28 protein-coding genes are annotated in these 26,094 nt (G+C 45.0%); 12 read left to right on the top strand and 16 right to left on the bottom strand.

Annotated elements, in window-relative coordinates; all coding sequences use genetic code 11:
• Positions 1-6: 6 nt before the first annotated feature.
• The 3 genes from K6T22_RS07995 to K6T22_RS07985 form a co-directional block, all read right to left on the bottom strand.
• On the bottom strand, positions 7-756 hold the full coding sequence (locus K6T22_RS07995) for a VLRF1 family aeRF1-type release factor (RefSeq protein ID WP_238239881.1): 750 nt from the start codon (positions 754-756) through the stop codon (positions 7-9).
• 15 nt (positions 757-771) lie between these two features.
• The gene (locus K6T22_RS07990) at positions 772-1,941 is read right to left on the bottom strand and encodes a hypothetical protein (RefSeq protein WP_238239878.1); all 1,170 of its coding nucleotides are present in this window, start codon (positions 1,939-1,941) and stop codon (positions 772-774) included.
• 198 nt (positions 1,942-2,139) lie between these two features.
• On the bottom strand, positions 2,140-3,264 hold the full coding sequence (locus tag K6T22_RS07985; protein ID WP_238239877.1) for a M20/M25/M40 family metallo-hydrolase: 1,125 nt from the start codon (positions 3,262-3,264) through the stop codon (positions 2,140-2,142).
• A 395-nt stretch (positions 3,265-3,659) separates the two neighbouring features.
• On the opposite strand from K6T22_RS07985, the gene K6T22_RS07980 reads away from it, so the two are divergent.
• Entirely contained in the window at positions 3,660-4,802 is a 1,143-nt protein-coding gene (locus K6T22_RS07980; RefSeq protein WP_238239876.1) for an AI-2E family transporter, read from the top strand.
• Here K6T22_RS07980 and K6T22_RS07975 read toward each other — a convergent pair.
• Positions 4,752-5,318, bottom strand: a complete 567-nt coding sequence (locus tag K6T22_RS07975; protein WP_238239875.1) for a DedA family protein — start codon at positions 5,316-5,318, stop codon at positions 4,752-4,754. The two genes, K6T22_RS07980 and K6T22_RS07975, sit on opposite strands and share 51 nt — an antisense overlap.
• Positions 5,319-5,371: 53 nt before the next feature.
• On the opposite strand from K6T22_RS07975, the gene cls reads away from it, so the two are divergent.
• Positions 5,372-6,811 (top strand): cardiolipin synthase, encoded by a 1,440-nt coding sequence (gene cls, locus K6T22_RS07970; protein ID WP_238239874.1) that lies wholly within the window; start codon positions 5,372-5,374, stop codon positions 6,809-6,811.
• Positions 6,812-6,846: 35 nt separating this feature from the next.
• Here cls and K6T22_RS07965 read toward each other — a convergent pair whose 3' ends face one another.
• The 4 genes from K6T22_RS07965 to K6T22_RS07950 all read right to left on the bottom strand — a co-directional run bounded on the left by K6T22_RS07965 (position 6,847) and on the right by K6T22_RS07950 (position 9,426).
• The gene (locus tag K6T22_RS07965; protein WP_238239872.1) at positions 6,847-7,317 is read right to left on the bottom strand and encodes a GNAT family N-acetyltransferase; all 471 of its coding nucleotides are present in this window, start codon (positions 7,315-7,317) and stop codon (positions 6,847-6,849) included.
• A complete protein-coding gene (locus K6T22_RS07960) occupies positions 7,299-7,880 on the bottom strand; it encodes a GNAT family N-acetyltransferase (RefSeq protein WP_238239871.1) in 582 nt (193 codons plus the stop codon). The genes K6T22_RS07965 and K6T22_RS07960 overlap by 19 nt, the downstream gene beginning before the upstream one ends.
• 34 nt (positions 7,881-7,914) lie before the next feature.
• Positions 7,915-8,403, bottom strand: a complete 489-nt coding sequence (locus K6T22_RS07955) for a GNAT family N-acetyltransferase (protein ID WP_238239869.1) — start codon at positions 8,401-8,403, stop codon at positions 7,915-7,917.
• Between the two features lie 117 nt (positions 8,404-8,520).
• A complete protein-coding gene (locus K6T22_RS07950; protein WP_238239868.1) occupies positions 8,521-9,426 on the bottom strand; it encodes a methyl-accepting chemotaxis protein in 906 nt (301 codons plus the stop codon).
• 269 nt (positions 9,427-9,695) lie between these two features.
• Between K6T22_RS07950 and K6T22_RS07945 the strand changes: the two genes are divergently transcribed.
• The 4 genes from K6T22_RS07945 to K6T22_RS07930 all read left to right on the top strand — a co-directional run bounded on the left by K6T22_RS07945 (position 9,696) and on the right by K6T22_RS07930 (position 12,712).
• Positions 9,696-10,679, top strand: coding sequence for an ROK family protein (locus K6T22_RS07945; RefSeq protein WP_238239866.1), 984 nt, complete (start codon positions 9,696-9,698; stop codon positions 10,677-10,679).
• Positions 10,676-11,839 (top strand): MFS transporter, encoded by a 1,164-nt coding sequence (locus K6T22_RS07940; protein ID WP_238239865.1) that lies wholly within the window; start codon positions 10,676-10,678, stop codon positions 11,837-11,839. The genes K6T22_RS07945 and K6T22_RS07940 overlap by 4 nt, the downstream gene beginning before the upstream one ends.
• A 20-nt stretch (positions 11,840-11,859) precedes the next feature.
• Positions 11,860-12,237: a VOC family protein gene (locus K6T22_RS07935; protein ID WP_238239863.1), complete on the top strand. Its 378-nt coding sequence runs from the start codon at positions 11,860-11,862 to the stop codon at positions 12,235-12,237.
• A 235-nt stretch (positions 12,238-12,472) separates the two neighbouring features.
• Entirely contained in the window at positions 12,473-12,712 is a 240-nt protein-coding gene (locus K6T22_RS07930; protein ID WP_238239861.1) for a hypothetical protein, read from the top strand.
• Positions 12,713-12,746: 34 nt separating this feature from the next.
• Here the strand turns inward: K6T22_RS07930 and K6T22_RS07925 are convergent, their stop codons facing one another.
• Positions 12,747-13,358 carry a DUF3885 domain-containing protein gene (locus tag K6T22_RS07925; protein WP_238239860.1) on the bottom strand — a complete coding sequence of 204 codons (612 nt, stop codon included), beginning with the start codon at positions 13,356-13,358 and terminating at the stop codon, positions 12,747-12,749.
• Positions 13,359-13,485: 127 nt separating this feature from the next.
• On the opposite strand from K6T22_RS07925, the gene K6T22_RS07920 reads away from it, so the two are divergent.
• Positions 13,486-13,953 carry a GNAT family N-acetyltransferase gene (locus K6T22_RS07920; RefSeq protein ID WP_238239859.1) on the top strand — a complete coding sequence of 156 codons (468 nt, stop codon included), beginning with the start codon at positions 13,486-13,488 and terminating at the stop codon, positions 13,951-13,953.
• 110 nt (positions 13,954-14,063) lie between these two features.
• On the opposite strand, the gene K6T22_RS07915 is transcribed toward K6T22_RS07920, so the two are convergent.
• Positions 14,064-14,393 carry a DUF3784 domain-containing protein gene (locus K6T22_RS07915; protein ID WP_425293149.1) on the bottom strand — a complete coding sequence of 110 codons (330 nt, stop codon included), beginning with the start codon at positions 14,391-14,393 and terminating at the stop codon, positions 14,064-14,066.
• Between the two features lie 1,208 nt (positions 14,394-15,601).
• Between K6T22_RS07915 and K6T22_RS07910 the strand changes: the two genes are divergently transcribed.
• On the top strand, positions 15,602-18,823 hold the full coding sequence (locus K6T22_RS07910) for an ABC transporter permease (protein ID WP_238239858.1): 3,222 nt from the start codon (positions 15,602-15,604) through the stop codon (positions 18,821-18,823).
• A 136-nt stretch (positions 18,824-18,959) separates the two neighbouring features.
• Here the strand turns inward: K6T22_RS07910 and K6T22_RS07905 are convergent, their stop codons facing one another.
• Both K6T22_RS07905 and K6T22_RS07900 read right to left on the bottom strand, forming a co-directional pair.
• Positions 18,960-19,244, bottom strand: a complete 285-nt coding sequence (locus K6T22_RS07905) for a hypothetical protein (protein WP_238239857.1) — start codon at positions 19,242-19,244, stop codon at positions 18,960-18,962.
• The gene (locus K6T22_RS07900; RefSeq protein WP_238239856.1) at positions 19,241-19,543 is read right to left on the bottom strand and encodes a DUF2089 family protein; all 303 of its coding nucleotides are present in this window, start codon (positions 19,541-19,543) and stop codon (positions 19,241-19,243) included. Before K6T22_RS07900 ends, K6T22_RS07905 begins: the two co-directional genes overlap by 4 nt.
• A gap of 186 nt (positions 19,544-19,729) precedes the next feature.
• Between K6T22_RS07900 and K6T22_RS07895 the strand changes: the two genes are divergently transcribed.
• Genes K6T22_RS07895 through K6T22_RS07885 form a run of 3 tightly spaced genes read left to right on the top strand, consistent with a single transcriptional unit; the run spans position 19,730 to position 21,790 of the window.
• On the top strand, positions 19,730-20,143 hold the full coding sequence (locus K6T22_RS07895; RefSeq protein ID WP_238239855.1) for a DUF4064 domain-containing protein: 414 nt from the start codon (positions 19,730-19,732) through the stop codon (positions 20,141-20,143).
• A gap of 28 nt (positions 20,144-20,171) precedes the next feature.
• Positions 20,172-20,861, top strand: a complete 690-nt coding sequence (locus K6T22_RS07890; protein WP_238239854.1) for an ABC transporter permease — start codon at positions 20,172-20,174, stop codon at positions 20,859-20,861.
• On the top strand, positions 20,861-21,790 hold the full coding sequence (locus tag K6T22_RS07885; RefSeq protein WP_238239853.1) for an ABC transporter ATP-binding protein: 930 nt from the start codon (positions 20,861-20,863) through the stop codon (positions 21,788-21,790). The genes K6T22_RS07890 and K6T22_RS07885 overlap by 1 nt, the downstream gene beginning before the upstream one ends.
• Before the next feature lie 118 nt (positions 21,791-21,908).
• Here K6T22_RS07885 and K6T22_RS07880 read toward each other — a convergent pair whose 3' ends face one another.
• Positions 21,909-22,241: a hypothetical protein gene (locus K6T22_RS07880; RefSeq protein ID WP_238239852.1), complete on the bottom strand. Its 333-nt coding sequence runs from the start codon at positions 22,239-22,241 to the stop codon at positions 21,909-21,911.
• Between the two features lie 75 nt (positions 22,242-22,316).
• On the opposite strand from K6T22_RS07880, the gene K6T22_RS07875 reads away from it, so the two are divergent.
• The gene (locus K6T22_RS07875; RefSeq protein ID WP_238239850.1) at positions 22,317-22,892 is read left to right on the top strand and encodes a hypothetical protein; all 576 of its coding nucleotides are present in this window, start codon (positions 22,317-22,319) and stop codon (positions 22,890-22,892) included.
• A 107-nt stretch (positions 22,893-22,999) separates the two neighbouring features.
• On the opposite strand, the gene K6T22_RS07870 is transcribed toward K6T22_RS07875, so the two are convergent.
• From K6T22_RS07870 to K6T22_RS07860, 3 genes are read right to left on the bottom strand one after another with little or no spacing between them, the layout of a single operon-like run.
• A complete protein-coding gene (locus tag K6T22_RS07870; protein WP_238239849.1) occupies positions 23,000-23,968 on the bottom strand; it encodes a FecCD family ABC transporter permease in 969 nt (322 codons plus the stop codon).
• On the bottom strand, positions 23,965-24,948 hold the full coding sequence (locus K6T22_RS07865) for a FecCD family ABC transporter permease (protein ID WP_238239848.1): 984 nt from the start codon (positions 24,946-24,948) through the stop codon (positions 23,965-23,967). The genes K6T22_RS07870 and K6T22_RS07865 overlap by 4 nt, the downstream gene beginning before the upstream one ends.
• Positions 24,949-25,006: 58 nt before the next feature.
• The gene (locus K6T22_RS07860; protein ID WP_238239847.1) at positions 25,007-25,927 is read right to left on the bottom strand and encodes an ABC transporter substrate-binding protein; all 921 of its coding nucleotides are present in this window, start codon (positions 25,925-25,927) and stop codon (positions 25,007-25,009) included.
• Positions 25,928-26,094: the final 167 nt, after the last annotated feature.

The following is a 26,094-nucleotide window of genomic DNA, read 5'->3' as shown; positions in this document are numbered from 1 at the left end:
TTTTGTTCAAAATACATGTTGTAGTAGCTGTTGATTACTCGCTTGCGATAAGTTTTTATGAATCACTTGATCCGGTTTCGCCTTCAACGCTTGTTCCAAGTAACTCGCCTGACTCCGCTCACCAATTAAAATCAGCCGTTCCCAGTCTTGTGTCCGTCGTAATGTATCGATTTCAGACGCTAAATCGCGATAAAAGCGCTCTGCTTGCTGATTGACACGTGCTTGAAAATCGTCTGACTGACTACTACTTGACGCGCCTTGCCTTGCACTTCGTCCTTGATAACGACGCCACTGTCCCGTGTCTAAATCAAGTTCATAATCCCGTCTCGTCTCGATTTCGCCAACCCGGACATCGAGAATCGTCGCAGAGTCGAGATGCGTCAAGACGATACCCGTTCTCGGAAACTGATGATCAAGAACCTCTAATTGATTGACGTTCGCTTTTGGACCGTAACTGATTTCGTCAGTCACATCTACTTGAAGCAGATGTAATTCCTTCAATTGACCATCGTTCGTAAAGAAAGCTACGACACTACGTAAGAGTTGTGTCCGATGTTCTTGAATCGCCCGTTCCACGGCATCAAAGCAAGTTTCAATCGCTGTTTGATTTTCGTGTTCAGACAGGATCCGTTTTCGTTCATTCCGTAAGACCGTTTGCCATTGATTCCGTTTGTCAGGTGTCGTACTCAAGTAAACCGACAAGACTGGCTCACCAGAATACTGTTTCAAACGACTGATATCTTCTTGAAACCCCATTTTCTATCCCTCCATTCAATATATGAACGACGCTAATATACCGGTAATGAAGACGGATGTGATCGTCACCGTCGAAAAACCGGCAACGACCATCTTTGGTAAGATTTCATCTTCAATGATTCGGACCTCATCTTCCGTCTCCCCGATATTTTTAGCTGCTTCTTGACTGAGGATCAATGTACCTGGAAACCCATATAAAGACGTCAAACCGATCGCAATCGCCATCGGATAGGAATACCCGAGCAACTTCCCTGCAAGCATCGCGAATAAGACGATGCCAAGTACGCCAAGGAAAAAGGCGATCAAAAGTGGAACGAGTAGTTCGACGAGGTCCGCAAATGAAGTCGTTGCAAGCGGTCCAAAGATGATCAACAAAATCGCCAGCATCATCAGACCGTAGGCATCGATTCCGTTTAAAACATTTGGTTTCAATACACCTGTTGCCCGTAAAGCGATACCAAGTAACAAGGCAATGACGAACGTATTGAGCCATCCATTCGTCAAACCGCTCAGAAATGAGGAGACGATGACGACGACACCAACGACGAACAACGTACCTGCCGTCGTTTGAAACGGCTCCGGAAGAATTGTTTGTTTCTTTGTCGCTTGTTCTGGATTGATCTCTACTCGTTTCGTGATACTACCATCCCGAACACCCTCTCGAATTCGAAGTGCTTCTTTTCGAAGAATGATCGATGTCAACGGAAAACCGATCAATCCTTGTAAGGCAGCAATCAAAACTGGAAACACCGCGACAGAGATCAGTCCGGCATTCAGTGCTTGCTCTTGAACGATGATGACGGAAATCGTACCACCACTGACAGCGGCAATCGCACTTAATACATAATTGGTATCCAGTAGTAATCGACCAATCGTAAACAATAAGACACTAATCCCGATCACCGCTGATACCCCAATCAAAAACGTTTTCCACTGACGTTTGAATTCATCAAGGCTGATCAATGTTCCGAGGTGGACGATGATCATCCCGACGACGGTTTGACCGAGTGGTAACAACGAAGATGTCGGTAACAAATCTTCTGGAAAAAGATTCGTCTTAAATCCGATCAAGAAGATGATTGAAGCAACGAATAAGGAAGATAATAAGGCCTTCGTTTTTTTCGAGATATAATCGCTGACTGTCCAGATGAGCATGATGATCGTAAAGGCGATGATCGGTTGCATGCGTGTTCCTCCTTTTCAGACGACCGGTTGGTAGTAAACCCTAAACCGTGAACATCGGCGACGCTGAAAACGATAATGAAGGAACGACAGGTGATAAAATGCAGTATTCGAATGGCAGAAGAATATTCGGAACGCTTCATGATCAAGATTCGTCTTTTTTCGGTTCGTCGGAGTAGTCGTTTTCCAAAGTAAACACCGTCATGCTGGGAACGAAGGCATCTGCCGCACGAGCTCAAGAGTGAGGATGACGGCCTGTTCGAACTCATCAACCGGAATATATTCATTTACCGTATGAATTTCATCATATCCAATCGATAGATTCACGACGACTTTACCTTGTTCATTGAAGACATTGGCATCCGTGCCTCCACCACTTCGTTCAAAGCGAACACGTCGTCCGATTGTCTCAAGACATGTTTTGGCATGAACGAGTAACGGATGTGTCTCTTCAAAGTGATACCCTGTGATGAGTGGTGTCGCATGAAATTCCAATTTTGCTCCGTATGTCGAGACCGCTTCGTTTAACAGCGTTTCCATCATGTTGACTTGCTCTAAGCACTTATGATGATCAAACGAGCGGACTTCTCCAACGAATTCCAACTGTTCCATGACGACGTTCATCGCCGTTCCACCTTGCACGAGACCGATGTTCGCTGTCGTTTCGTGATCAATCCGTCCTAACTTCATCCGACTGATCGCATGAGTAGCGACTTCGATTGCTGATATCCCTTTTTCCGGTTCCAGACCAGCGTGAGCAGCTCGACCAGTCACTTTTACATCTAATCGATACATCGATGGACTCGTCGTGATGATTCCACCGACCGGACCACCGTTATCAAGGACATAACCATACGTTGCCCGTAACATTGTCATATCGACAGCTTTTGCGCCTAACAATCCGACTTCCTCGCCTGCCGTCAGAATGAATTCGATTGGACCATGTGGGATCTGTTGCTCTTTTAGACACTGAATCATCTCAATCATGATCGCAATTCCTGCCTTATCATCCGCTCCAAGAATCGTCGTCTGGTCAGATTCGATCCGACCGTCTCGTTCGCGGGGTTGAATGCCTTGACCAGGAGAGACCGTATCCATATGCGATGAAAAAAAGAGTGGTTTGATTGAGGTATCACCTTCAAGCCTTGCAATGAAGTTATTCGCTCCAAGTCCCGTTTTTTCTTTTGATGCATCTTCCTCAATGGTCAGACCAAGACCTTGAAAACGCTGAATCAACTCTTTCTGGAATGGACCTTCCGCAAAAGAGACGGAGTCGATGCGTACGAGTTCCTTGAATTCTTGAATGAGTCGAGCCGTTGACATCATGATTCCTCCTTTTCATCTAAGCAACTTTGTCATTATAAAAAAACAGGACAAGACGTATCCAAAGGTATTTAGTGAACTAATTAGATATCTGAGATGAAAGAATTGAAGTGATTGATGAGGGGGTACGAGTGATTATACGGACGAGAAAGGAAGAGTGACGTTCAGGACTGACTATGTACGCATGAAGGATGAGGTAAAGGAACGTCTTGAGGTGGAAAAAAGGGATAGACTGACGACAAATCACATGTCTAAACAGCATAACTTACCATTACCCATTCCATCGAAAAATTAACAAATATATGTGAAAAAAGAATCGCTAATTCATCCTTTTCCAATTATTTTAGTTATTTTGGGGAAAGGATATCATATCCATGAATCTTAGAGGAGGTATTGCCTTGTCCAGATTGATTTCCAATCGTTCCTTTCGTATTGGTCTGTTCATCTTACTTATCCTCAGCATCATCTATATGGCACGGCTCGTCGACTTTCTCTTTTATCCGTTATTTGTCCTCTTCACGACGATTTTCACCCCTTTCATCTTAGCTGGTATCTTATTTTATCTATCTGTCGGCTTCGTCGATTTACTCGAACGTCGTCTCCACTCCCGGAAATTGGCGATTTTCATCGTCTTAGTACTCTTGTTCAGTCTCGTCATCCTATTCTTCCTAACCTTATTCCCGCTCATCACAAAACAGCTTTTCGCCTTCATCGCTGCCGTACCTGGATTCGCTGAACGCTTGTATGCTCAAGTCTTATCCTTATTCGCGAAGTACGGAACATCCATTCCATCCTTTGACAACAATGTTTCATCCTTTGAGAATTCGCTGAAAAGTGCATCGTCACTTCTTGGAAATCTCTTCTCGTCGATCGCTGGATCCATCTTGTGGTTGATTCAGTTCATCGCTTCAACAGTCTTCACGTTATTCATCGCCCTGTTCTTATATGTCTTCATGCTCGTTGATGGGAAGAAGTTGCCTTCCGCCATCGTTCGCTTCATTCCGACGAGTTATCGAGAGGAAGCCTTGCTCATTTTAAAGGATATGAACGGAACGATTCGCTCGTATGTCCGAGCTCAATTAATCGTCTGTACATTCGTCGGGAGTCTCGCAACAGTTGTTCTCTGGTGGCTCGATATTCCGTATTTTTTACCACTCGGACTATTCATCTTCGCGACGAACATCATCCCGTATCTCGGACCATTTCTTGGTGCCGCCCCAGCAGTCGTGATCGGCTTTTTGGATGAACCGATCAAAGGATTATATGCCATCATCGGGATTACGATCGTGCAACAACTTGATGCCAACGTCATATCCCCACTCGTTCAAGGAAAGTCACTAAAAGTTCATCCGATCACGATCACGGTCGTCTTACTTGTCGCCGGGCAACTCGCAGGGATTCTCGGCATGTTACTTGCCGTTCCATTTTATGCTGTCGCTAAAGTCACGGTGCTTAACATCATGAAGCTGGCACGACTGCGAAACCATGCCCTACGAACGGACGAACCAGTTCCGGATCGTGTCCCGGAAGATCCAACATAAGATGCCACATAAGACCACGATACCAGGAAGTAACAAAACACCACTATGCGTTGCCCACCAGATAGAAAATCGATTCAATAGTCCATAGGCTCCTAAACGATTGATCAGAATCGTCCAGAGTAACGCATAGATGCCTGTACCAGCGAACGTCACGATGATATAAGGGCGAAATGGATAGGCGAGCAACCCTGCCATATAATGAATCGGACGACGAACACCAGGAAGGAAAAATGAGGTGGCGATGGCAACCGTTCCTTTCTCCTGAAGAACCGCTTCTGCTTTTGCTAGATGTTTATTCGTTAAGAGCTTTTGAAAGAAAGGGAGTTTTCGAAACAAACGAGGAATACCGTAGAAGAGATTAAAGCAAACGAAACAGGCAGACCAGACTAATAGAAAAATCACGATTGGTTGGTGTCCGTGTCGCAACCAACTACTTATTTGACGAATGACTAATAAATCATCTGAAATCGGGATGAACACGATACTCGAGATGAAACGGAACCACTCTAAAATCACCCTTTCTCCCTCCCGTCAAAATCATTCTAATTGAAAACGAGGTGTTCGTATTGATGGACTATACCCTGATTTTATCAATCTTGCTCTACGCGATCGTCATCGCAAATATTGCAGCAGCGATTGCCATCCTGTTCTTTGAGCGACGTGACGTCAGTGCGACGTGGGCATGGTTGATGATTCTCTTTTTCGTGCCAGTCCTTGGATTCTTGATCTATCTACTGCTCGGTCGTTCTTTAAAACAGGATACGTTTTACCATGTGCCAAAAGAACGCCGACGTTTACGGGACCACGACATCAAGATGCAAGAGAACGAACCACTCCATTCTGACAATCCGATTTTCCAGTACCGCAAGATTGTTCAAGCGAACCGGACGGCGGACGCCCTCTTAACGGAAGCGACGGACGTTCGGACCTTGTTCGATGGTCATCAGAAATTCGATACCTTGCTCGCCGATATTCGAAACGCTCGCGTAGAAATCAATATTCAATATTTCATCTTAAAACGCGATCCGCTTGGGGAGCGATTGCTGTCTGCTTTATTCGAACAGGCAAAACAAGGCGTCAAGATCCGCATCCTTTATGATGCTGTTGGCTCTTGGAAGCTTAAATCAAAGGACTTTGAAGTATTCAAACAAGATGGCGGTGAAGTTCGTTCGTTCTTCTCTTCCCCCCTCGGCATTCTAAACCTGCGAATCAATAATCGAAATCATCGAAAACTATGTACGATTGATCGACAAATCGGCTATATCGGTGGTTTTAATGTTGGATCAGAGTATCTGGGAGAGGACGAACAGTTCGGTTACTGGCGTGATACGCATCTGCGCGTTCTCGGTCCCGTCGTCGAAGAGCTCGAATATCATTTTGAACAAGACTGGGATGCAGCAAGTAGGGAGCGAACGGATTGGTCGACCGCACCGATTCCGCCGCTTGAAACATCAAACGATCACGTTCCGATTCAAATCGTCACATCTGGTCCGAATTCTGAAACGGAATACTTGAAGAACATGCTGATTCAAATGATCCATTCCGCTGAAAAATCGATTTACATCCAGTCTCCCTACTTCATCCCAGATGCTAGTTTCATGGATGCTTGCAAAATCGCTCTCGCCTCAGGCGTGACACTAAAAATCATGATTCCGAATCAACCGGATCATCCGTTTGTCTACTGGGCAACCTATGCCTCTGTCGGTGAATTGATTCAACATGGTGCCGAAGTCTATACGTATGAACTCGGTTTCATGCATGCGAAGACAATCGTCGTCGACGGTAAGATCGCTTCGGTCGGAACAACGAACATCGACGCGCGTAGTTTTCGATTGAATTTCGAGATGAATGCGATTCTGTATCATCAAGCCGTAGCAGAGGAACTAGAGCTGCTCTTTTTGTCCGATATCGCGGATAGCGAACGACTAACGATTGAAAAATATGCTGCTCGTCCACGGATAATCCGTTTCAAAGAGAGTATCTCCCGATTATTATCGCCGATTTTATAAGAAAACCCGCCCTCCATCTGGGCGGGTTTTCTCCATTAATCCGTCAACGACTTCGACATATAGTAATCCGTCTTCTCGTACCCAAGCGAGTCATAGACATGAATCGCCCGTTCGTTGTGCGCGAAGACGTGTAACGAAATTTTCTTGACGTTCATCCGTTTTACTATCACTTCAAGCAAGCGTAGCGCTTCCTTCCCGTAGCCTTGGTTCTGTTTATCGGACGAAATCTTGACGTCGAAGATGAACGCTTCACGTCCGCGTGACTCCTCCGTCACATGAATCCAAACCATCCCGATATCATGCCCTGTCTCGTCGCGAAACGTAAACAAATAATGATCTTTTGTCTTCAAACCATCTGGTAATAACGTCGCGAAATCTGCTCTCGCCTTCTCAAGCGCCTCGTTTTCCGCCCACGTACCAGCACGACATTTTTCCGCAGCATATTCTTCGATCGCGACCGGTAGATAAGTATCATACGTCGCTTGATTCATTTGCTCGATGCGCATGTCGTCACCTCCTGCGTTTTCGCTGACCAGTCTCGACGTAACATCGCATAGACCGCGACATCATGATAGACACCGTACAATTTCTCAGTGTCCCGTAAGACACCCTCTTCCGTAAAACCAAGCCGCTCTGGAACCCGTCTACTCCGCATGTTCCGCGTCGCACACTCGATGACGACCCGGTTCAAGTCGAGTGTCTCGAAGCAATAGTTCGTCACGTATCGGACGACGTCGGTCATGATGCCTTTTCTAAGACCGTTTCCCGCTAAATAATAACCGATCGATGTCATGTCGAGACGACGGTTGATTTCATGTAGGGCAATCGTTCCGACGAGTTCATTTTCTAAATAGATGCCGCACGTAAAGCCGTTACCGTTTGCGAACTCTTCTAGCCAGGCAGGAATGACCGTTTCCCGATATGTAGTCGCATCTGTCGCGCCGTCGACCCAGCCGAGCCATTCGCGCAGATGTTCACGGTTGGCATCGACGAGTGCGAATAATTCCTCTGCATGATGCCTCTCAATCAAGCGTAATGAAATTTTCTCTGAAACGTGTAAAGCGAACATGACATCTCCCCTTTCTAGTATCTGTTGTTTGACGTCACGTCGTCGTTTCCCTGCTTGACGTCACTTTCCATTCCATTCGTCTTGAGCGGACATCCATCCCAAGCGCTTCGTAAAAGGCGATTGCCTCTAGATTAGCATCATCGACGCCGAGCTCAATCCGGTCGCACCCGATCGTTTCAGCATGTGCGTAAGCCGCTTGCATCAATCGTTTTCCGACACCTTGTTTTTGATGCGTATCTGAAACAACTAAACTGATGACACGTAAGTAATGTTTATCGAAGACGAAGCCACTTCCTTCGACGATGTCTTCTTTTAAGACGATCACACCAGCAAGTCCGTCATGCTCGGCGACGAGTAAGGTATAAGCCGGGTTCTCGAGTTGGGACAAGAATAAGTCTTCCGGTACCGGCATCTCATGCGGACGGTAGTGGTCAGGGCGTAAGGCAACATGCTGATCGTGGATTTGCTGGAATAGTGGAATCAATGCCTGAAAATCATCAGGACGGGCTGTGCGAATAGTCATTCAAAAATCGCTCCCTTTCGTTTTGTTGTATATTAACATATTATTCCAACATCCGAATAGTCTTCAAAAAAAATACAACACCCCGTTTTACCGGAATGCCGCCTAACCTTTGCTAGCTTATATCGCTTTTGTAAAATCACGTGCCGTCTCGGTCAACGTCGATGCCGCACTCTGGACGTCATGGAACCGTTCGACTGTTTCTGCGACGACGGTAACACTCTCCTTTGCATCGACAGTTGCGTGTGTCATTGCGCGGGCAATCCGCTGCAATTCATCATTCATTCGCTGCGTCGTCTGTCGGACATCGACGACGGCTTGTTCAACAAGTTTCGATAGGTTCCGAACTTCTGTTGCCACGACGTTGAATCCTTTTCCGTGTTCACCAGCTCGCGCTGCCTCGATCGATGCATTGAGTGACAAGAGATTCGTCTGTGACGCAATCGTTTTGATTGTCTCGGTCACTTGCGCGATATCTTGCGCCTGGCGTTGCAGGCGTTCAATCGTCTGATGATTATCACGGGTCGTCTCTGCCATTTGCTCAATCGTTTGACGTAACGCAAGACTCTCTTTCTCGCCCTGCATCGAACGTGTATTCAAATCACTCGCAATCGTGTCAAACGATGTCGCGAACTGTTGAATTATCTGCTGGCGGTCCGTGATATCAGAAGCGATCTTCAAGACGCCCGTCACTTCTGTTCCATCGTAAATTGGCATGTAGGTTGCTTCAAGCCAAATGGACTGACCATGAGCATCAATTCGTTCAATTTTATCCGCTGCACTGAAGCCACTGAACAATTTATGCCAAAATGCTTGATAACTATCACTCATCGCAAACTCTGTCGTACAAAACAGATGATGTTGCATTCCAATCATTTCTTCTCGTTTATATTTCATTGTCTTCGCAAACAACCCATTGACGTCGACGACGCGACGTTGACGGTCGAAGCGGATCATTGCGACGTTATCGCGCATCGCAACTAAAATATCTTGGGACCCTAGATCAGTTGATAGTGGGGTGGTCATGATTATAAAACTCCTCTCGCCATCTACCTCCCGTTACAAGCTACCCAAGATATTACAAATCGGAATAGTATGAATTAAAGATATATGACTAAAATTTTTTTATCTATTTATACTATTAACCAGACCCATGAAAAATGAAACGTTATTTTCTTAATTATTCTACTCCTACACCTCCTTTTTAAACTTGCCTTCTCTGCCTAATCTGATATACTCAAAACGACACTTATTAAAATAATTTAATAAGTAATTCGGATTAGGAGGACTTCCTATTGACTGATCTCATTTCACGGACTCGTCACGCTTTTTTAATGGAACATTTCGATACGATTCCTGCCATTCGCCAAGTATTAGACGTCAGTTTTCCGACAACGAGTAAACAGATCGATCAGTTGCTCGTTGCTCAAGAAATCGAAGAGACGCCGCTTGAGTTAATTCGTGGGGGACGTCCAGCAAAACGGTACCGCTACCGGACGGATCGCTTTCATGGACTCGCCCTATTCATCGAACGGACGTATCTCAAGTATCGGATCCACGACGTCGGTGGCAACCTGATCACGACGGATCGCTTATCGATTGATTCGTCGGATCATTTTTCGACTTTATTGAAAACGCTGACAACGTTACTAGACAATCACCCGTCCGTTCAAACTCTTGCGATTGGTGTAGCGGGTGCCGTTGATGCTACGGGATTGGTCCTGTTTGCCCCGGATTATCCGACGCTAGACGGTCTCCGCTTACAGCAAGAACTGACTGACCGGTTCGCTCGACCGGTCGTCGTCGAAAATGACATGAACGCGGCTGTCATCGCTCCGTCTCAGGAAAGCAAGACGACTGTTTACGTTTACCTCGGAACGAACGGTCCGGGCGCCGGTGTCGCTGTATCCGGGCGCATCGTCCGTGGCGCACATCACTTCGCTGGAGAAATCTCGTTCATTCCGTTTGACGAGCAGCGGAACGTCGGTCAAGTCCTCGCAAATACTTCACCACATACTGACGAGTGGTACGAAGCATTAAGCCGGATCATTCTCTCCTTTACCGTCACATTGAATCCGGACGTCATCTTATTTGCGGCATCAGACGTCACAAATGACGTGTTGACACGTTTGACGGACCAATGCGCCAAGCGATTTCCGCTCGACAAATTACCACAGTTGCGCGAAAGCAACTGGGAAACCGATTATCTGGACGGTCTGATGCAACTCGGCATTCAGTCGTTCATTGAACAGATTCCGTTAGGAGGACTACCCCGATGACTCGTTTATTGTTACCTCTGATTTATCTAGCTTTCATCAGCCTCGGACTACCGGACGCCTTGCTCGGCACAGCGTGGCCGGTGATGCGGCTCGATCTCGGTGCACCACTTGATATGGCAGGTTGGCTCTTCATGACGATTGCTGCCGGAACGATTGTCTCGAGTCTATTTAGCGGTCGATTGATTGAGCGTTATTCGACAGGACCCATCACGGCAGCTTCCGCTGGACTGACAGCACTTGCATTGCTCGGCTTTTTCATTGCTCCGTCCTTGATTTGGCTCTTCGTCCTTGCAATTCCGCTTGGACTGGGTGCCGGTGTCGTTGACGCGGCACTGAATCATTTCGTCGCTACTCACTATCAAGCCCATCATATGAACTGGCTTCATTGCTTCTGGGGCGTCGGCGCGACAGCTGGTCCGCTCATCATGGCTGGTGTGTTGCTCGATTCCGGATGGCGTACTGGGTACCTCATCGTTGGTGCGCTACAACTTGTCTTGATGATCATCTTGATCGTCAGTTTACCGCTCTGGAAACGCGCTCCGAAACACAATCTAGAACAGGTTCAGACTACTCATACATCGTCCGGTAAACCACGCGGACTGCTGGCTGCCCTCGCTGCATTTTGCTTTTATTGCGGCGTCGAAGCGGTCGTCGGTCTGTGGGGCAGCAGTTATCTCGTCCAAGTCCGGTCGTTTTCGGTGACGTCGGCCGCAACTTGGATCTCCGTCTATTACGGTAGTATCACAGCGGGTCGCTTCATTAGTGGTTTCCTTTCTCTCCGTTGGTCGAATCGTCGCTTAATTCGCGTCGGTCAATGGACCGCCTTAGTTGGTGCTGCCTGCTTCATCCTCGCACCCGCTGCCTGGATGCCGCTCGGCTTCGTCCTTGTCGGGCTCGGTCTCGCACCGATTTATCCGGCAATGCTTCACGAGACACCGGTTCGGTTCGGGGAGGCCGCGGCGCAACGTCTGATGGGCGTGCAGATGGCATTCGCCTATACCGGCAGTACGTTCATGCCACCACTGTTCGGTTGGCTCGCGACTTCTTACTCCTTGTCGCTGTTCCATTGGTTCACGATTGGATTGATTTTCTTGATGCTGATCGCAACGGAAGGCTTGAACCGGATGTTATTCAAACAACGGTTAGCCAAAGCCTCTTAATGAAGAAAGGATGAGTAAAAATGAAGATTGAACATATCGCTCTCTGGGTGGCAGATCTGGAAGGAATGCGTCAATTCTACGAAACGCATTTTGATGCGACGGCAGGCGAGCAGTACCATAATCCGACGAAAGGCTTTACATCGTATTTCCTGACGTTCTCAAGTGGTGCACGCCTTGAATTGATGAAACGGACGGACATTACAGAAAAAGCATCCAATACACTCGGTTATGCTCATTTCGCCTTTTCACTTGGAAGTAAACAAGCTGTCGACGACTGGACGGCTCGTTTACGGGAAGCAGGTGTACAACATCTTGACGGTCCCCGGACGACGGGTGACAGTTATTATGAAAGTACGGTCGCAGACCCGGAAGGTAATGTGATCGAGTTGACAGTCTAATGATGAAACGAAACAATCCCTCATTCTAAATAGAGTGAGGGATTGCTTGTTGATCGATAAATGTTCAATGGTTTCCTGCTTGTTGTCATGTCTTTTGACAATAAAATGTATGACACAAATTTAATTTAGGCAATATTTAAGCGACTACCACAAAACTCTTTATATACCAACATTTGTAATGATATGCTTAAAAGAGACAATTTATGACTATATGTTTTTTTGGAGGAGGTAGTTTATGAGGGAAAATCTAGGATGGATCTCGATTGGCATCGTGGTTTTTACTTTCCTAACTGTTAAACTCTTACCGTTCAATGGTTTTTGGGGTACGAACTATATGTTAGCCGGACTGTTGCTTGCGCTAGTGTGCGCCATCATAAGTCTAAGAAATACGGGGAAAATCCTCGCTTTAACACTACTCGCTTCTCTATTGATCCTTTTCATTTTTTCAGTGATCGGCTTCTTAGCACTAGCTTGAGCGTTTCGCGAACCGATGAAAATACGGTTGACGATTAACTAATATCATTACGATATATATTCTTGAACACGTCATACGTCTCTGAATCACCGAACAGAAGGAAACAACCGCGATCATCATAGATATTCATGATGATATTTCGATCTACGTTTATGAAAAAGACTTCGGGATAGTATGTATAGGTTTGATGAAATCTTGGTTGTAGCGGTGGGAAGTCCTGATTGCAAATCGCTTTAATTACACGTTTGTATTTTAACGCTTTTTTGTTCGGTAATAAAACGGCATATTCGACCACTTCCTCTTCTTTATCAATCACTTTCTCTACATACTTTACTTTGTATTTATCTTCTTTACGCTTCAACTGGCGAAGCACTTTCGTCGCTGTTTTTTGATAATATCCCCGTTCACTTCTTACGTGAGTGACTAAATAAAGTTGATCCTCCTCTCGGAATATATCTTCAAACATGGCAATCGATTTTTCGTACACCTGATTGAAGTATTCCTCATTGATTTCATCTGAATCATCCTTTAACTGATACAGCTCCTTCACTAAGTCTACGTGAAATACTAAATCTTTTTTGACAAAGGAACGATCAAATAAATTCACTTTTCCATAATTTTTCTGCAAGTATTGTCCTAATCTCATTCTAGTTCTCCTTATCTTCTTTTAAAATTATAGTGTTATTACATCTATGTTTGACTGAAGATGTCGATATGTCTCTAACGCAACTATCCGATACTAATTCACTTACTTTAGATGGGGGAATAAGCTCATGATCATTGATACACTTTTTAATCGTCCTGAATATCTAGAAGTAGTCGCTAAAATGATTCATAACGAATTCGTTCAAAAGAAAAAAGGGACAACACCCTATGAAAAAGTAAGAGCATTTTTAGACAAAAAATCAGATGAGTCGTATCCTGTGACATTCGTAGCTTTAGACAATGTTACGTGTGTAGGAACCGTCTCTCTATTTGAAAATGACTTGAAAGAACGATCCGCCTATTCGCCTTGGCTCGCTTCTTTGTTTGTTGAAAAAGCGTATCGAAGTCAAGGTATCGCACAACAACTCATCGACCAATTAATTGATTACGCGAAGTCACAGCAGATTCCAACCATCTATCTAAAAACAGATAACGCTTCTGATTATTATAAAAAATTAGGATGGCTATCGATCGAAACGATCGAGACTTCAGGTTCACCCCTACATATTTTTGCATATAAAGTTGTGGACGCATGAATCACTCACGGAAAGGATAACGCGGATTGACTTCAACTTTAAGATTAGTCGTTCTCTTTCTCGATTACAGTATGATTTAAATGACTAAGGACTTGTTGACACGAACGTTATTACCTGACTTTTTTGAATCGATCCTTCGTGTTCGCGTAAACCCCAGCAAATAGTATAAAAAACAACAAGAGAACGAAACCTACTATGAATAAATATGAATACTTAAACATCTCACTGAATGCGATCAGTAATAGGCTAAAGCTAATCCCATACATGATTTTACCCATGAATTTACATAAGGCGACTTCGTCATATGTTTCCTTTTTACTTTCAGACATCGTATTATATCCTGCAAGTAATGAGGCGCCCTTCCCTCTTGATAAAACGATCGCAAACACTAACATGGGGACTAGGATTACAAAGTAAACGATGGATTCGTTCAAGACCATACACTCCTATCTCTTGTTTGAATAGATGTCGCACCATCAATCCATCTACGATCTAACGTCATGTCAAGTTTCACTAATACGAAAGAGCTACGAATGGTCCGCTTTTGACGTAACGCTTCGATATCTTTGCTGAAGGGCGGACTGCACCGTGCACGAAAGTAGATGTCCGAAATGCTTGTCCTGCTATCAGTGCAGTGACGATCAATCGCGTGTTGCGTTTCATACGGGATGAAGGCGTCATTGCTCCATCTAGTCTTGGTCGGAATGCAAAATAGATCAAGCGATGAAATCATTTAGTATTGCAAATATTTATGAAGAATATATACGTCATCACAATATAAGAACCTTAACTCGATCAACAAATAGAAAGAAAGCCCACATCTTGACGCAAATGCGGGCTTTCTTTCTATTCGTTTATACATAATACGATGTCTAAGATTAGAATAATTGAATTTTACATTATTGATGTGATGTATTTTTCTTAATCGACTTTTTAGAAAAAATACCTTCAGTTAATAGAAAAATGAAGACAATTGCCACAGTCTTAATTCCATACTCGATCCATGTATCAGTCGACTTCGGTACTCCCTCAAAAAACATTAGAAAAATAAGAAAAAACAATGCTGCAAAAATACTTTCTAAAACCTGGGTTTTCATTTCACTATTCATCTCCTCTATTACTCATAATAATTTTTACTTTTATAGACAAAAACACATTCACCATTTCCTATATTTATATAATGACATTTATTATTTACCAATTCAACCTATGAAGACAATGAAATAGACATATTGCTAGATGACACTGATATTTCGTTCATTGACGTCAGAACTCACAAGATACTGTTCTATTTAGTCAATTAATTATAAAAAAGATTTCTCACAGTAAAATAAGCCTGTAGAAATTTTCGTTCCAACTCTCTCAGTACATGTTAGAAGAGCCACTTTTATTAACACATCAAGTAAATCACTTTAAAAAGATTAGAACAAAAATTAACTTATTATTCAAAAATTTATGGATTTTAATGGTTCGACATCATTTAATTATGACTATAATAGGAAAGTAATGGTTTTTATTACTTACATATGGAATAAAAATAACCTTCAGGAGGGATACATTATGCCGTATTCGTTCACGAGTAAACATATCATCAAGTCGAACCAGACAGGTGACGACGAGACGTTCGCATTATTGGAGGTCTATGCCTATGCTTAAATTCATCTGGAACTCCTGGTGGCGCAACAAAGAACGATTCATCTTACTTCTCGTCGGTGTCCTAATCGTCAGTACCGGACTGAGCTATTTGATCGGAACGACGCAAGCCAATAACGGGACCGTCGTCGATGAACTGCAAAAGCGTTGGGGCTCTTCTTACGATATCGTCGTCCGACCAGAAGGTAGCCGGAGCGTGACGGAAGACTTGAAGTTACTCGAGCCAAACTATATGAGTGGTCTCGATGGTGGGATCACGCGCAAACAATATGAAACGATCAAAAAAATTGCTGACATCGAGATTGCTGCTCCGATCGCGATGATCGGTTATAACCAAACACTTTCGAGTATCGGTACGCATACGATCGATCAAGAAGGTATTTATAAACTGACGATTAAAGACACGCAAGATACTGGGTTACAAAACGAATCATCGAGTGGGGTCACCTTCTTAGCAGCAGGATGGGAACCTACAGGAAATGCAGTAAAATCAGGTGTGTCGCCCCTCCCCCTTGGAAAGCAGCCTCTATATGAATACGGGAGTCAGGTGATGATTGCGGGTGTTGATCCCGAAGCGGAGGCAGCACTCGTCGGTTTGGATCAAGCGACGACAAAAGGAGCCTATAGTAATTATTTTTCAAAAGAAGATCAAGTCACCTCGTTTGGTGAAGACGGTGTCCAAATTCCGATCTTGTTGAACAATCGTGAATATGTCGATGCGACACGCATTTACACGTACGAAAAGGTCGAGCTTCCATCGAAAGAAAAATCCATCAATGATATAGTACAACACGTTGAACAAAAAGGCGGAAAAGAATATTTACAGTCCTTACCTGCTAGCGGTGCTAAACGTTATACAATCACGACCCAAGATGTCCAGAAGAAACTCGTCAATGATATCTTAAAACACACGTTACCTACTGCTGAAGAGACGAACAGCAATTCCTTTACGTGGATCGCCTTAAAACCGTCCCCGATTGACTATCGCTCGATCAAAAGTCCTTATGCTTCACGTTGGCCGTTCACCTATCAAGTCCAACCGAAACAAGTCGACCAAGATTCCTTACTCGCTAAACGCAGCATGTACCGGGAAGCGAGGATGTTCGGAAAAGACAGCGCGGACTGGCCAAAAGTCAACTTGAACTATATCGGGGTCTTCGATCCAAAAAAGTTGAATATCTCGAAAGATCCGTTGACGGAACTACCGATGGAGACATACTTCCCGTCGAAAGCTCAGTGGGTGATGGACAAGAATGAACGTCCTGTCAATCCAGTTCGAGACGTCAAACCGACAAATGATCCGTACGATTTCTTGACAAAACCACCATCGATGCTGACGACGCTCGATGCCGCGTTCAAGATTCGTGGCGATAAAGCAATCTCTGCCATCCGCGTCAACGTCAAAGGCGTCGAGACGATGAACGCTGATAGCGAAAAGAAGCTCCAGCAAGTCGCAACAGAAATTGAACAAAAGACAGGCTTAATTACGGACGTGACACTTGGTTCCTCCCCGCAGCTTGCTTTGACCTATTTACCGGGTCTAAAAGACGAATCAGCGCTCGGCTGGGTTCAACAACCGTGGATCAAACTCGGGTCGTCGATCGCCATTTTCCAAGAAGCAAAAGTTGGGATGAGCGGCATCATCGCTAGTGTCATCGCCGTTGCACTCGTCTATGTCTTTAGCTCGAATATCATCTTGCTCTATGCTCGAAAAAAAGAGTTCGCGATTTTACTATCGCTCGGTTGGCGCCCGCGTCAGCTTTCGAAACTACTGTTCCTGGAAGCAACGCTACTCGGTACACTCGTCGTCTTGATTGCTTGGACGATTCTCGGTTCGTTCTGGGTCACGACGGACAATCCGATTGCAATCGGTCGGATTCTATTGATCGGTCTTGCTGGTTTACTCATTTACTGGGGTGGAACGCTCGTGCCGATGACGTTGATTCGTCGTATCAAACCATACGAAAGCATGCGTTCTGGCGAAGTTTCGAAAGGTCGCCGTTTCGTCCGTGCGCGTAGCGTCCTTGGGATGAGCATCAACCAGCTCGTCACCTACTGGCAACGGACATTACTGTCCATCGTCGCGATTGCCTTACCGACAAGTTTGTTCATCTTCTTCCTGTTCATCACGTTCCGCTTAAAAGGCGTCTTGTATGCAACATGGCTCGGCGAATATGTCGCGCTCGAAGTCGGTACGATGCATTATGTCGCAATGGGCGTCGCTCTACTGATCGCCATCCTGACGACGACCGAAATCATGTGGCAAAACGTTAATGAACGGAAGAATCAGCTCGCTGTCCTCAAAGCAACGGGTTGGCAAGACCGACAAGTTCGTTTACTCGTACTAAGTGAAGGGATGATGACGGGTCTCTGTGCTGGTGTAATCGGTCTTTTGACTGCACTTGGAATGATCGGTTTCGTTTACGGACAATTCCCGGTCCAAGAACTTGGTTTCCTTAGCATTATGCTCTTGATTCCGGTAATCACCGGCGTGTTAGGTGCCTTACTTCCCGCCGAGCGTGCCGTCCGGATCACACCGAATGCCGCACTCGGCAGCATCGTCGAGAATACACAGGCGACAGAACGGCGTTTCAAGTGGGCACTCGGATCCATCGCTGCTTCCTTATGTGTCGGGGTTGCGAGCCTGTTCTTGTTCGCCTCAACGGAATCCTCGACGACTACACCACAGAGTGCTCCTCAACAACAGACGAGCGGACAAAAACTAAAGGACTTGGCTTCGGAAACAAAAGCATCAGCTGACAAAAAAACAAGCAATCAAGATGCTGCACTTAAAAAACTAATGGAGAAAGGGGTCATCCAAACCTATCCGGGCGATCCGGAAGCAACATCTGAACTGTTTTACGTAAAATCACTCGCTCCGACGCCAAAAGAACTCAATCTAAAGGAAAAGACCGGATATCGCTATGTCACGATTCCAGTCTTCATGCACAACTCAGATACACAAAGTAAAGGTGCCTATTCAACTTACAGACCAGGAACATTTACGCTGACTTCGCTCGACGGCAAAGAATATTCCACTGTTGATTACGTCAATCACAATGAAAAAGCGTTCAAGAACGGCTATCAATATTTCGCCCCGTATAAGTCGCTTGTCGACTTAGTCTATCAAGTCCCTGTCGACCAAAAGACATTTGTTCTCTATGCAACAGACGAATCTATTCCAAAGGATACGACAGTAAAGATTGAACTCGATTAAAAACGGTATATGAATCGAGCGCATAACACGTAAAGAGAGTAGCCCCTGTTTCTTCAAAACAGAGGCTACTCTCATTTTTCATGAAAAAAAACGATCTCTTTCAAGATCGTCTTCATGTGAAGCTATATGTACGACTTTACAGCGTATCATGTACGCGCATCCGTTCTAGTTCTTTTTCTTGATTCTTTTTGAAGGTTTCTCGACCGCGCGACCATTCTACTGAAAGTACAATCCATCCAAACCCCAAAATCAAGGCATAGGCAAGAAAACTGTTATATCCACCATTGAAATATCGCCATGTCATGACGATTGTTAGCAAAACGGGCATGATGATGCCGAGATACGGATTATGCCGACTCGATAATAACTGCTGTAATCCTAATCCTACCGTAATAAATAAAGCCGAAATGATAAAATTCATTGGTTGTTCCCCCTCTCCAGTCGATATTTTTCGATTATTTTTTTTGCATCCTCAATCGTGATGCGATCCTCGATTGCCATTTGTTTAATGTATGTGATGAACGGTTCATTCTCGATTTTCTCATTCACTTCGATTTTCTGAATGATACGATCGACACGAATTCGGACGGTCGGATAGGAGACATCATAATGTTTTGCTAGTTCTTTCAAGGAACCTGAGCTTACAATGAATTTTTTTACGAATTCCACTTCTTCCAATTCTAGAGATAAAATCCAATCCGGAACATCCTCTTTCTTCATTTACCATTTCCCTCCCATGTATTCACAATAGCATTTATTTAAATAAAGTTAAAGTATTTTTCATATTAATTAAACATTTAACCAATAAACAATTAAGATATATTCATTTTTTCACTTGTCATGGGTTTCAAGTCATGGTAGTTTAGGAAAGTAAAATCGGAAAAATAAGGAAAAGGAGTGTTTTACTTGAAAAGAACAACGGAATACATATTTGCTGTCATCGGTATCGTTTTGTTCGGCTCACTGTGTTTAGGAGGTTTCCTGTTATCTGGATCGATTGCGGATCACTCTGGAATGAAGGACTTGGTCGATCAATTCATTCGTGACGAGAACATCACGGACGTCACAGCTTCTCAAATCCTCACATCTTTCCAACAATTCTTCTTGTACATCGGCGCCGTCTCGCTCTTATGTACATTAGGAGGTATCTTCTCGATCGTCCGAATCCGCAAAAGTGGTTCTGCTGGAAAGCTATTGATCATTACGGCGATTCTCGTAGGCATCTTTACGTTACTCGCCGGGCTCTTCGGTTCACTCGCTTACTTGATTGCCGGTATCACCAATGTATCGAAGAACAAAAAGCTAGCACGGCAATATTAATCTTACTTAGAGAAAGGTGCGTTTACATATGTTTGCCATAACGCTTCGCGAATTCAAATCGCTTTTTCAAAGCATCCGTGCCATCCTCATCATTGTCGTCTTGTTCGGCGTGACGATTGGTTCCGCTAAACTCGTCAGTCAGTTCAAAGGACAACTCAGTGATCTTGGTCTAGGTAACAATGCGTATATCATCGGATTGATGTTACTTCTGTTCTTAGCTGCTCCCCTATTCGTAACGAGCATCTCCCACAGTAGCGTCAATAAAGAGATCGAGTCAAAGACGATTCGTTTCCTTGCGACGAAAACGTCCCGTGAGAACATCATTTTCGGTAAGTTTTTAGGAAACGTATCATTTTGGGTGCTCTGTCTGACAGTTTCCCTCTTATTGATCGTCCCGTTTTCAAAGTCGTTTCATTTCGTCGATTTGATTCAAAGCATCATCTTCGTCTCTTACTTCATCGGATTGTCGTTGTTTCTTTCAACTGTCGTTAATAATTCTTCGATGACGATGTTCGTCGGAATCTTCATCTCGATCGCGCTACCGGTCATCGGGATGTGGAGTCTTCTTTCGAAGAATGTCATCGTCGATACGATCTCTTACCTGACGCCGTATTACTACTATACACAAGAAAATACTGCCTACACTTACCTTGTCTTGATTCATATCGCTGTTTTCGTCATGACGAGTCTAATTATCTTTAAAAGGAGAGATCTCTGATGTTAGCCCTTCGTGCCACCAATTTAACGAAACAATACGGCAACAAGACCGTCGTCAACCAGCTGAATCTCGAGATTGAGCAAGGGGCTATCTTCGGATTCCTTGGTCAAAATGGCGCCGGTAAATCAACATTCATTAATATGATCACTGGACTGGTCCGCCCGACGTCCGGGACGTTCGAGTTACTTGGAGCAACGAATGCTTCCTTAAAAGACGTCCGGGCACGCATTGGTGTCCTACCGGATTACTCGACCTTTTACGAAAATTTCACAGCACTTGATCACTTGAAGTATTTCAGTAAAGTCCTTGGCCTTAAGACAACGACGGACGAGTTGAAACAAGTCCTCCGTGAAGTACAACTCGAAGACGCGATTGATATGAAAACAAAGAACTATTCGTTCGGGATGAAAAAAAAGCTCGGCATCGCCCAAGCTTTAATCAATCGACCGGATATCTTGTTTTTAGATGAACCGACCTCTGGCGTCGATGCCAACTCGATTCTTGGCATCCATACCTTGATTCGTAAGATCGCTGCAGACGGAACGACGATTTTTCTAACGTCTCACAACTTGGACGAGGTCGAAAAATTGTGTACGGAAATCGCGATCATGCAAGATGGATCGATTCAAACGCAAGGTACGATGGAGGAGTTACGGGAACAGCATCAGAACAACATTACCGTTCACGTCAAACATGCGTTGCTCGACAATGAGATGCAACTACACTTGCAGTCCAAGTTGTCGACGCTTGCGAAAGACGTCAATGTCTCGCCTACTCAGTCAACGTTCATCGTCCAAAGTGAACAGGATATTGCGACGATCAATGCTTATCTTGTCTCACAACACATCCATATCTATCGACTCGAGGTAGAGGAAGCGTCTTTAGAAGAAATCTTCTTGAATCTAGGTACAGAAAGTCGCTCGGCATAAACATTCTCCTCGAATCGATCCACTATGAATTAAAAAATAGGCTTCCTAGCATCGTGAATAGACGATGGTAGGAAGCCTATTTTAGATAGCTTATTTCTATTTTATTTTAGATGTTCCTTTAAGGACCCGTACCACAGGATACAGCATATTTTTCCGCGTTTACTTTTTTCGAATAACAGATAAACGGCGTGCCTCCCGTTTCACTTTTCCAGTCATACCAAAACATATGGTAACGTTCCGTCACTGGATCTTGTTCCGTAATGATCGCAAAGTAGTTTTGATAGTAATAGCCTTGTTTGTATAGTTCGTGTCGAAGAGCTCCTCTAGGCGTAGCATCCGTAAACAGAATAGGTGAAAGGACCGGCATGAGTAATACAATGAGGGCTATAACTCCTAAAAAGAGTGCCAATAATTTCTTTTTCCTTTTTTTCTTAGAATTCGATTTACTCATTTTTATACCCTTTCCTTTTTTGGTTTTTTTTGTTATATAATAACATAATCCAAATAACAGAAAGAGGTCACGATCGTGAAAAAAACTATTTTTTCCACCCTCACTTTAGGTGTCATCCTATATGCTGGTTTCTTATGGAGTAATGCGATTGCCGATTCGAATGTTGCACAAGAAAAATCTAAGAGTAGCATCACCGAGGAACAAGCCTTCAATTTTTTCACTACAGTTCTTGAACAACAAAAAACGGATTTCTTAAACAATACACCGTTAGCACATAGTAACCTTTCAAAGTTATCTAAAGGGGACGAAGCTGTATTGATTTTTCTGTCCACTACAGAAGTGGATAAAATTCAGCTGAATTCATTCAAATACAAAATTTCTGATGTCAAAGTCTATTCAGAAAACCAAAAAAATTATGCTGAAGCGTATGTCTCACGAACTTTCAATTTCGGAAAAAGTGGTCTTGAAACGGGTTTAGGTGATCAAATGGTACTTGAAATTCCATCACATGTTGCCGATCAAAACACACCAATCTCTTCGAGTAAATTAACCATTACATCTAATAACAATCCTAAAAACGTTTCTGTCGACGACTTTTTAGAAAAGTATAAAGAAGAAGTAGAAAAATCAAACAAGCTTGAAGCCCAATAAATATAGAAAGATGTCGTCATGATTCGTCAGGTGCGTACTTCTTTCCTTTCATAAAAAATGGAGTCCTTCGCGTAATCGCTAGGACTCCATTTTTTATATATCAAACATCATGCCGTCCGTTCTCTCCGTAAAAGATACAGGAAATACGGTACACCGATGATTGCTGTGATCAATCCGGCTGGTACTTCAAGCGGCGGATGAATCCCCCGACCGATCGCATCCGCGACGACGAGTAACCCGCCGCCGAGCAACAGCGCCATCGGCAACACAGCGAGATGCTTATGACCGACGAGACGCCGCGCCATATGTGGGGCAATCAGACCGATGAAGCCAATCGCACCGACCGTCGCGACAGCAACACCAGCTAGAATAACCGCGAGCGCTAAGAAAACGTGCCGCGTCCGCTGGATCGGTAACCCGAGACCGATACTGACTTCTTCACTTAGTGATAAGACATCAAGTTGACGATGGCGATAGAAGAGGATCGCTCCAATCACAACGAGCACGGGCGCTAAGATCAACACTTCCTGCCACCCTTTCCCGAACAGACTCCCGGCGAGCCAGACGAGCGAATCGTTCGTCTGAAGTGGAAACTTGATCAACAGGTACTCCGTCCCGGAAGCACAGATCGCACTGACCGCAATCCCGAGCAACGCAAACGAACTACGGGAGACATTCCCGCCCCGCTCAAGCATCATCAAGGCAACCATGACGAGCGCCGCACCAATGAAAGCAGCGATTGGCGTTAACAAGAGCGGACCATCCGGCACGAGAGCGATCGTCAAGACGGCAAACAAGGATGCACCGTTCGTCACACCGATTACGTCCGGAGAAATCAATGGATTACGGATGACACTCTGTAAGATGACTCCTGCTATGGCGAAACTCGCACCTGCTAAAAAGGCAAGAACGGTTCGCGGCAGGCGGTAGTTTTGGACGATGAAAGCATCCTTCCCACCAAAGAACGACTGCCATAGTTCCATTACCGATAATTGAATCGAGCCGACCGACAGTAAAGCAAAACTCGCGCAGAACACGAGGACAGCTACAATCAGGATCCGACGCATGTCTTTCATCGTAATCCCCCTTTCATCTGGCGTCGTGCCAGAACAAGGAAGAATGGTGCGCCGAGTAGCGATGTCACGATGCCGACCGGTGACTCATACGGATAGGCGATGAACCGCGCGAGGACATCGGCATACGTCAACAGAAGTCCACCGATGACGGCAGATACCGGTAAGACGATTCGGTAATCTTCACCGACGAGTCGCCGCGTGATGTGCGGAACCATTAATCCGATGAAGCCGATCGCTCCAGCGACGGCAACGGTGACGCCTGCGAGTAAGACGACGCTGATTCCGGCAAGCAAGCGAATCCGCGTCACTTTTTGACCGAGACCGACCGCGACGTCTTGTCCGAGTTGGAAGACAGCGAGCGATTTCGCAAGACTCGCAGCAAGCAGCAATCCGGCAAGCGACCACGGTAAGACAATCCGAAGTTCGAGCCAGCTCGCGTCACTGAGCGAACCGGACAACCAGTACAAAACGTTTGTGATCCGGTCGTTGAACAGAATTAAGCCTTTCGTCAGTGACGTCAGTAAGAGATGAATCGCCATCCCGACGAGAGCGAGTTTCAACGCTGTCATCCCGCGGACGGAGGCGAACGAAAAGACAAGCACTCCACCGACTAAGGCGCCAGCAAAAGCAAAATAGATTAGATTTGCCGTTCCGAGCGACGGAAAGACAAGCAGACTGACGACAACGAGAAACGATGCGCCAGCGTTGACCCCGAACACTTGTGGCGAAGCAAGCGGATTACGCGTCACGGCTTGCATGATCGCCCCCGCGACGGCAAGATTCGCTCCGAGCAACAATCCGAGTAAGAGCCGTGGTAAACGCAGATTCGTCAAGACGAGTCCCGCTTTTGATGTCGTGCCACTGATCCACTCTTGAACTAAGTGAATCGGATTCATCTGTGTGATGCCAAAAAACAAGCTACTATAAACTGCTAAGCAGCCGAGTAATAGGAGTACGAAGATCAGACGTTTCCGCTGCACCGGATGTTTCCCCTTTCATCAAGACGAAAAGCCAGATTGCTCCGGCTTTTGTCGTTCATTATTTCTGTTGTAGTAATTGAATCGCTTCGTCGACGATCTGTTCTGCAGCGTCAAGACCACGATAGCGTGTCCAGAGGTCACGATTGACTTCGTAGACTTCCTCGTTCTTGACCGCAGTGATCTGATTCCAGAGCGGATTGTTTTTCCACTCCTTCAGCAGTTTCGGATCGGCTTCCGCCATGAAGATGACATCCGGATCCCACTTGACCATCTGCTCTAACGTGATCGTCACAGTCGGTTCCGCTGTTTTTGTAACAGCATTCTCGATCCCGATCTTCTCGAGCAATTCACCGTCAAACGACGTCTCACCGTGTGCTGTCAGTGAATCAGCGCGGAAGACACCGACCATGACTTTCCGGTCATCGTTTGGATCAACCTTTTTCTTTGCTGCCTCTAACCGCTCTTCATGCAGCGCAAGACGATCGTCCATCTGTTTTGTTTTACCGACCGCTTCCGCAATCGTCTTGAACGAATCGATATTCTCTTCGTACGTTGCATTGCGACTCTTCAGGATGATCGTCGGTGCAATTTCCTGTAATTGTTTATAAATCCCTTTGTGACGATTGAAGTCACCGATAATTAAATCTGGCTGCAAAGAACTGATCACCTCAAGGTTCGGTTGTTGGCGTGTACCGACTTCCGTGAACGAGATGTCTTTTCCGAGTAGTCCGGAAACATCGGTCTTGTTTTCTTGTGCGATCCCGACTGGTGTGATACCGAGCTCGTCTAGTGCATCAACGAATGAGAATTCGAGCGCGACGACCTTTTTCGGCTTTTCTGGTACCTTCGTTTTTCCTGCTTCGTGCGTGATCGTCCGCGTCTTTTGATCTGTTTGTTCTGCTTGACCTGAACAAGCTGCAAGCATCAAACTGCTCAACACGAGGAGCGTCAACGCTGTCATCCAAGTTTTCCGTCTCATGGTGAGACCCCCTTTAATTCGTGATTCGACATTGAGAATCATTCTTAATTAATCCTGTCTCAGCATATCAAAGATTTCCATCGAACAAAAGGGTTATCCTTATTTTCAGATAATATAGGCTAAAATCCACATTTTCTGAAGTAATATGGGATAATCAGGTAGTGAAT

Origin of the sequence: Exiguobacterium acetylicum, from assembly GCF_022170825.1 — a bacterium.
GTDB lineage: Bacteria > Bacillota > Bacilli > Exiguobacteriales > Exiguobacteriaceae > Exiguobacterium_A > Exiguobacterium_A acetylicum_B.
The sequence above is the reverse complement of the archived record's forward strand: the minus strand, read 5'-3'. Positions and strand labels throughout refer to the sequence as shown.

Bases quoted from the DNA above. Each gene is read 5' to 3' on its own strand.
- K6T22_RS07955 (WP_238239869.1), bottom strand. From the start codon at position 8,403: ATGACTATTCGCACAGCCCGTCCTGATGATTTTCAGGCATTGATTCCA.
- K6T22_RS07995 (WP_238239881.1), bottom strand. From the start codon at position 756: ATGGGGTTTCAAGAAGATATCAGTCGTTTGAAACAGTATTCTGGTGAG.
- K6T22_RS07885 (WP_238239853.1), top strand. From the start codon at position 20,861: ATGTTAGCCCTTCGTGCCACCAATTTAACGAAACAATACGGCAACAAG.
- K6T22_RS07960 (WP_238239871.1), bottom strand. From the start codon at position 7,880: ATGTTCGCTTTACACGTTTCAGAGAAAATTTCATTACGCTTGATTGAG.
- K6T22_RS07985 (WP_238239877.1), bottom strand. From the start codon at position 3,264: ATGATGTCAACGGCTCGACTCATTCAAGAATTCAAGGAACTCGTACGC.
- K6T22_RS07925 (WP_238239860.1), bottom strand. From the start codon at position 13,358: ATGAGATTAGGACAATACTTGCAGAAAAATTATGGAAAAGTGAATTTA.
- K6T22_RS07940 (WP_238239865.1), top strand. From the start codon at position 10,676: ATGACTCGTTTATTGTTACCTCTGATTTATCTAGCTTTCATCAGCCTC.
- K6T22_RS07860 (WP_238239847.1), bottom strand. From the start codon at position 25,927: ATGAGACGGAAAACTTGGATGACAGCGTTGACGCTCCTCGTGTTGAGC.
- K6T22_RS07930 (WP_238239861.1), top strand. From the start codon at position 12,473: ATGAGGGAAAATCTAGGATGGATCTCGATTGGCATCGTGGTTTTTACT.
- K6T22_RS07965 (WP_238239872.1), bottom strand. From the start codon at position 7,317: ATGCGCATCGAGCAAATGAATCAAGCGACGTATGATACTTATCTACCG.
- K6T22_RS07905 (WP_238239857.1), bottom strand. From the start codon at position 19,244: ATGAATTTTATCATTTCGGCTTTATTTATTACGGTAGGATTAGGATTA.
- K6T22_RS07880 (WP_238239852.1), bottom strand. From the start codon at position 22,241: ATGAGTAAATCGAATTCTAAGAAAAAAAGGAAAAAGAAATTATTGGCA.
- K6T22_RS07920 (WP_238239859.1), top strand. From the start codon at position 13,486: ATGATCATTGATACACTTTTTAATCGTCCTGAATATCTAGAAGTAGTC.
- K6T22_RS07910 (WP_238239858.1), top strand. From the start codon at position 15,602: ATGCTTAAATTCATCTGGAACTCCTGGTGGCGCAACAAAGAACGATTC.
- K6T22_RS07890 (WP_238239854.1), top strand. From the start codon at position 20,172: ATGTTTGCCATAACGCTTCGCGAATTCAAATCGCTTTTTCAAAGCATC.
- cls (WP_238239874.1), top strand. From the start codon at position 5,372: ATGGACTATACCCTGATTTTATCAATCTTGCTCTACGCGATCGTCATC.
- K6T22_RS07990 (WP_238239878.1), bottom strand. From the start codon at position 1,941: ATGCAACCGATCATCGCCTTTACGATCATCATGCTCATCTGGACAGTC.
- K6T22_RS07870 (WP_238239849.1), bottom strand. From the start codon at position 23,968: ATGAAAGACATGCGTCGGATCCTGATTGTAGCTGTCCTCGTGTTCTGC.
- K6T22_RS07950 (WP_238239868.1), bottom strand. From the start codon at position 9,426: ATGACCACCCCACTATCAACTGATCTAGGGTCCCAAGATATTTTAGTT.
- K6T22_RS07915 (WP_425293149.1), bottom strand. From the start codon at position 14,393: ATGGTCTTGAACGAATCCATCGTTTACTTTGTAATCCTAGTCCCCATG.
- K6T22_RS07935 (WP_238239863.1), top strand. From the start codon at position 11,860: ATGAAGATTGAACATATCGCTCTCTGGGTGGCAGATCTGGAAGGAATG.
- K6T22_RS07900 (WP_238239856.1), bottom strand. From the start codon at position 19,543: ATGAAGAAAGAGGATGTTCCGGATTGGATTTTATCTCTAGAATTGGAA.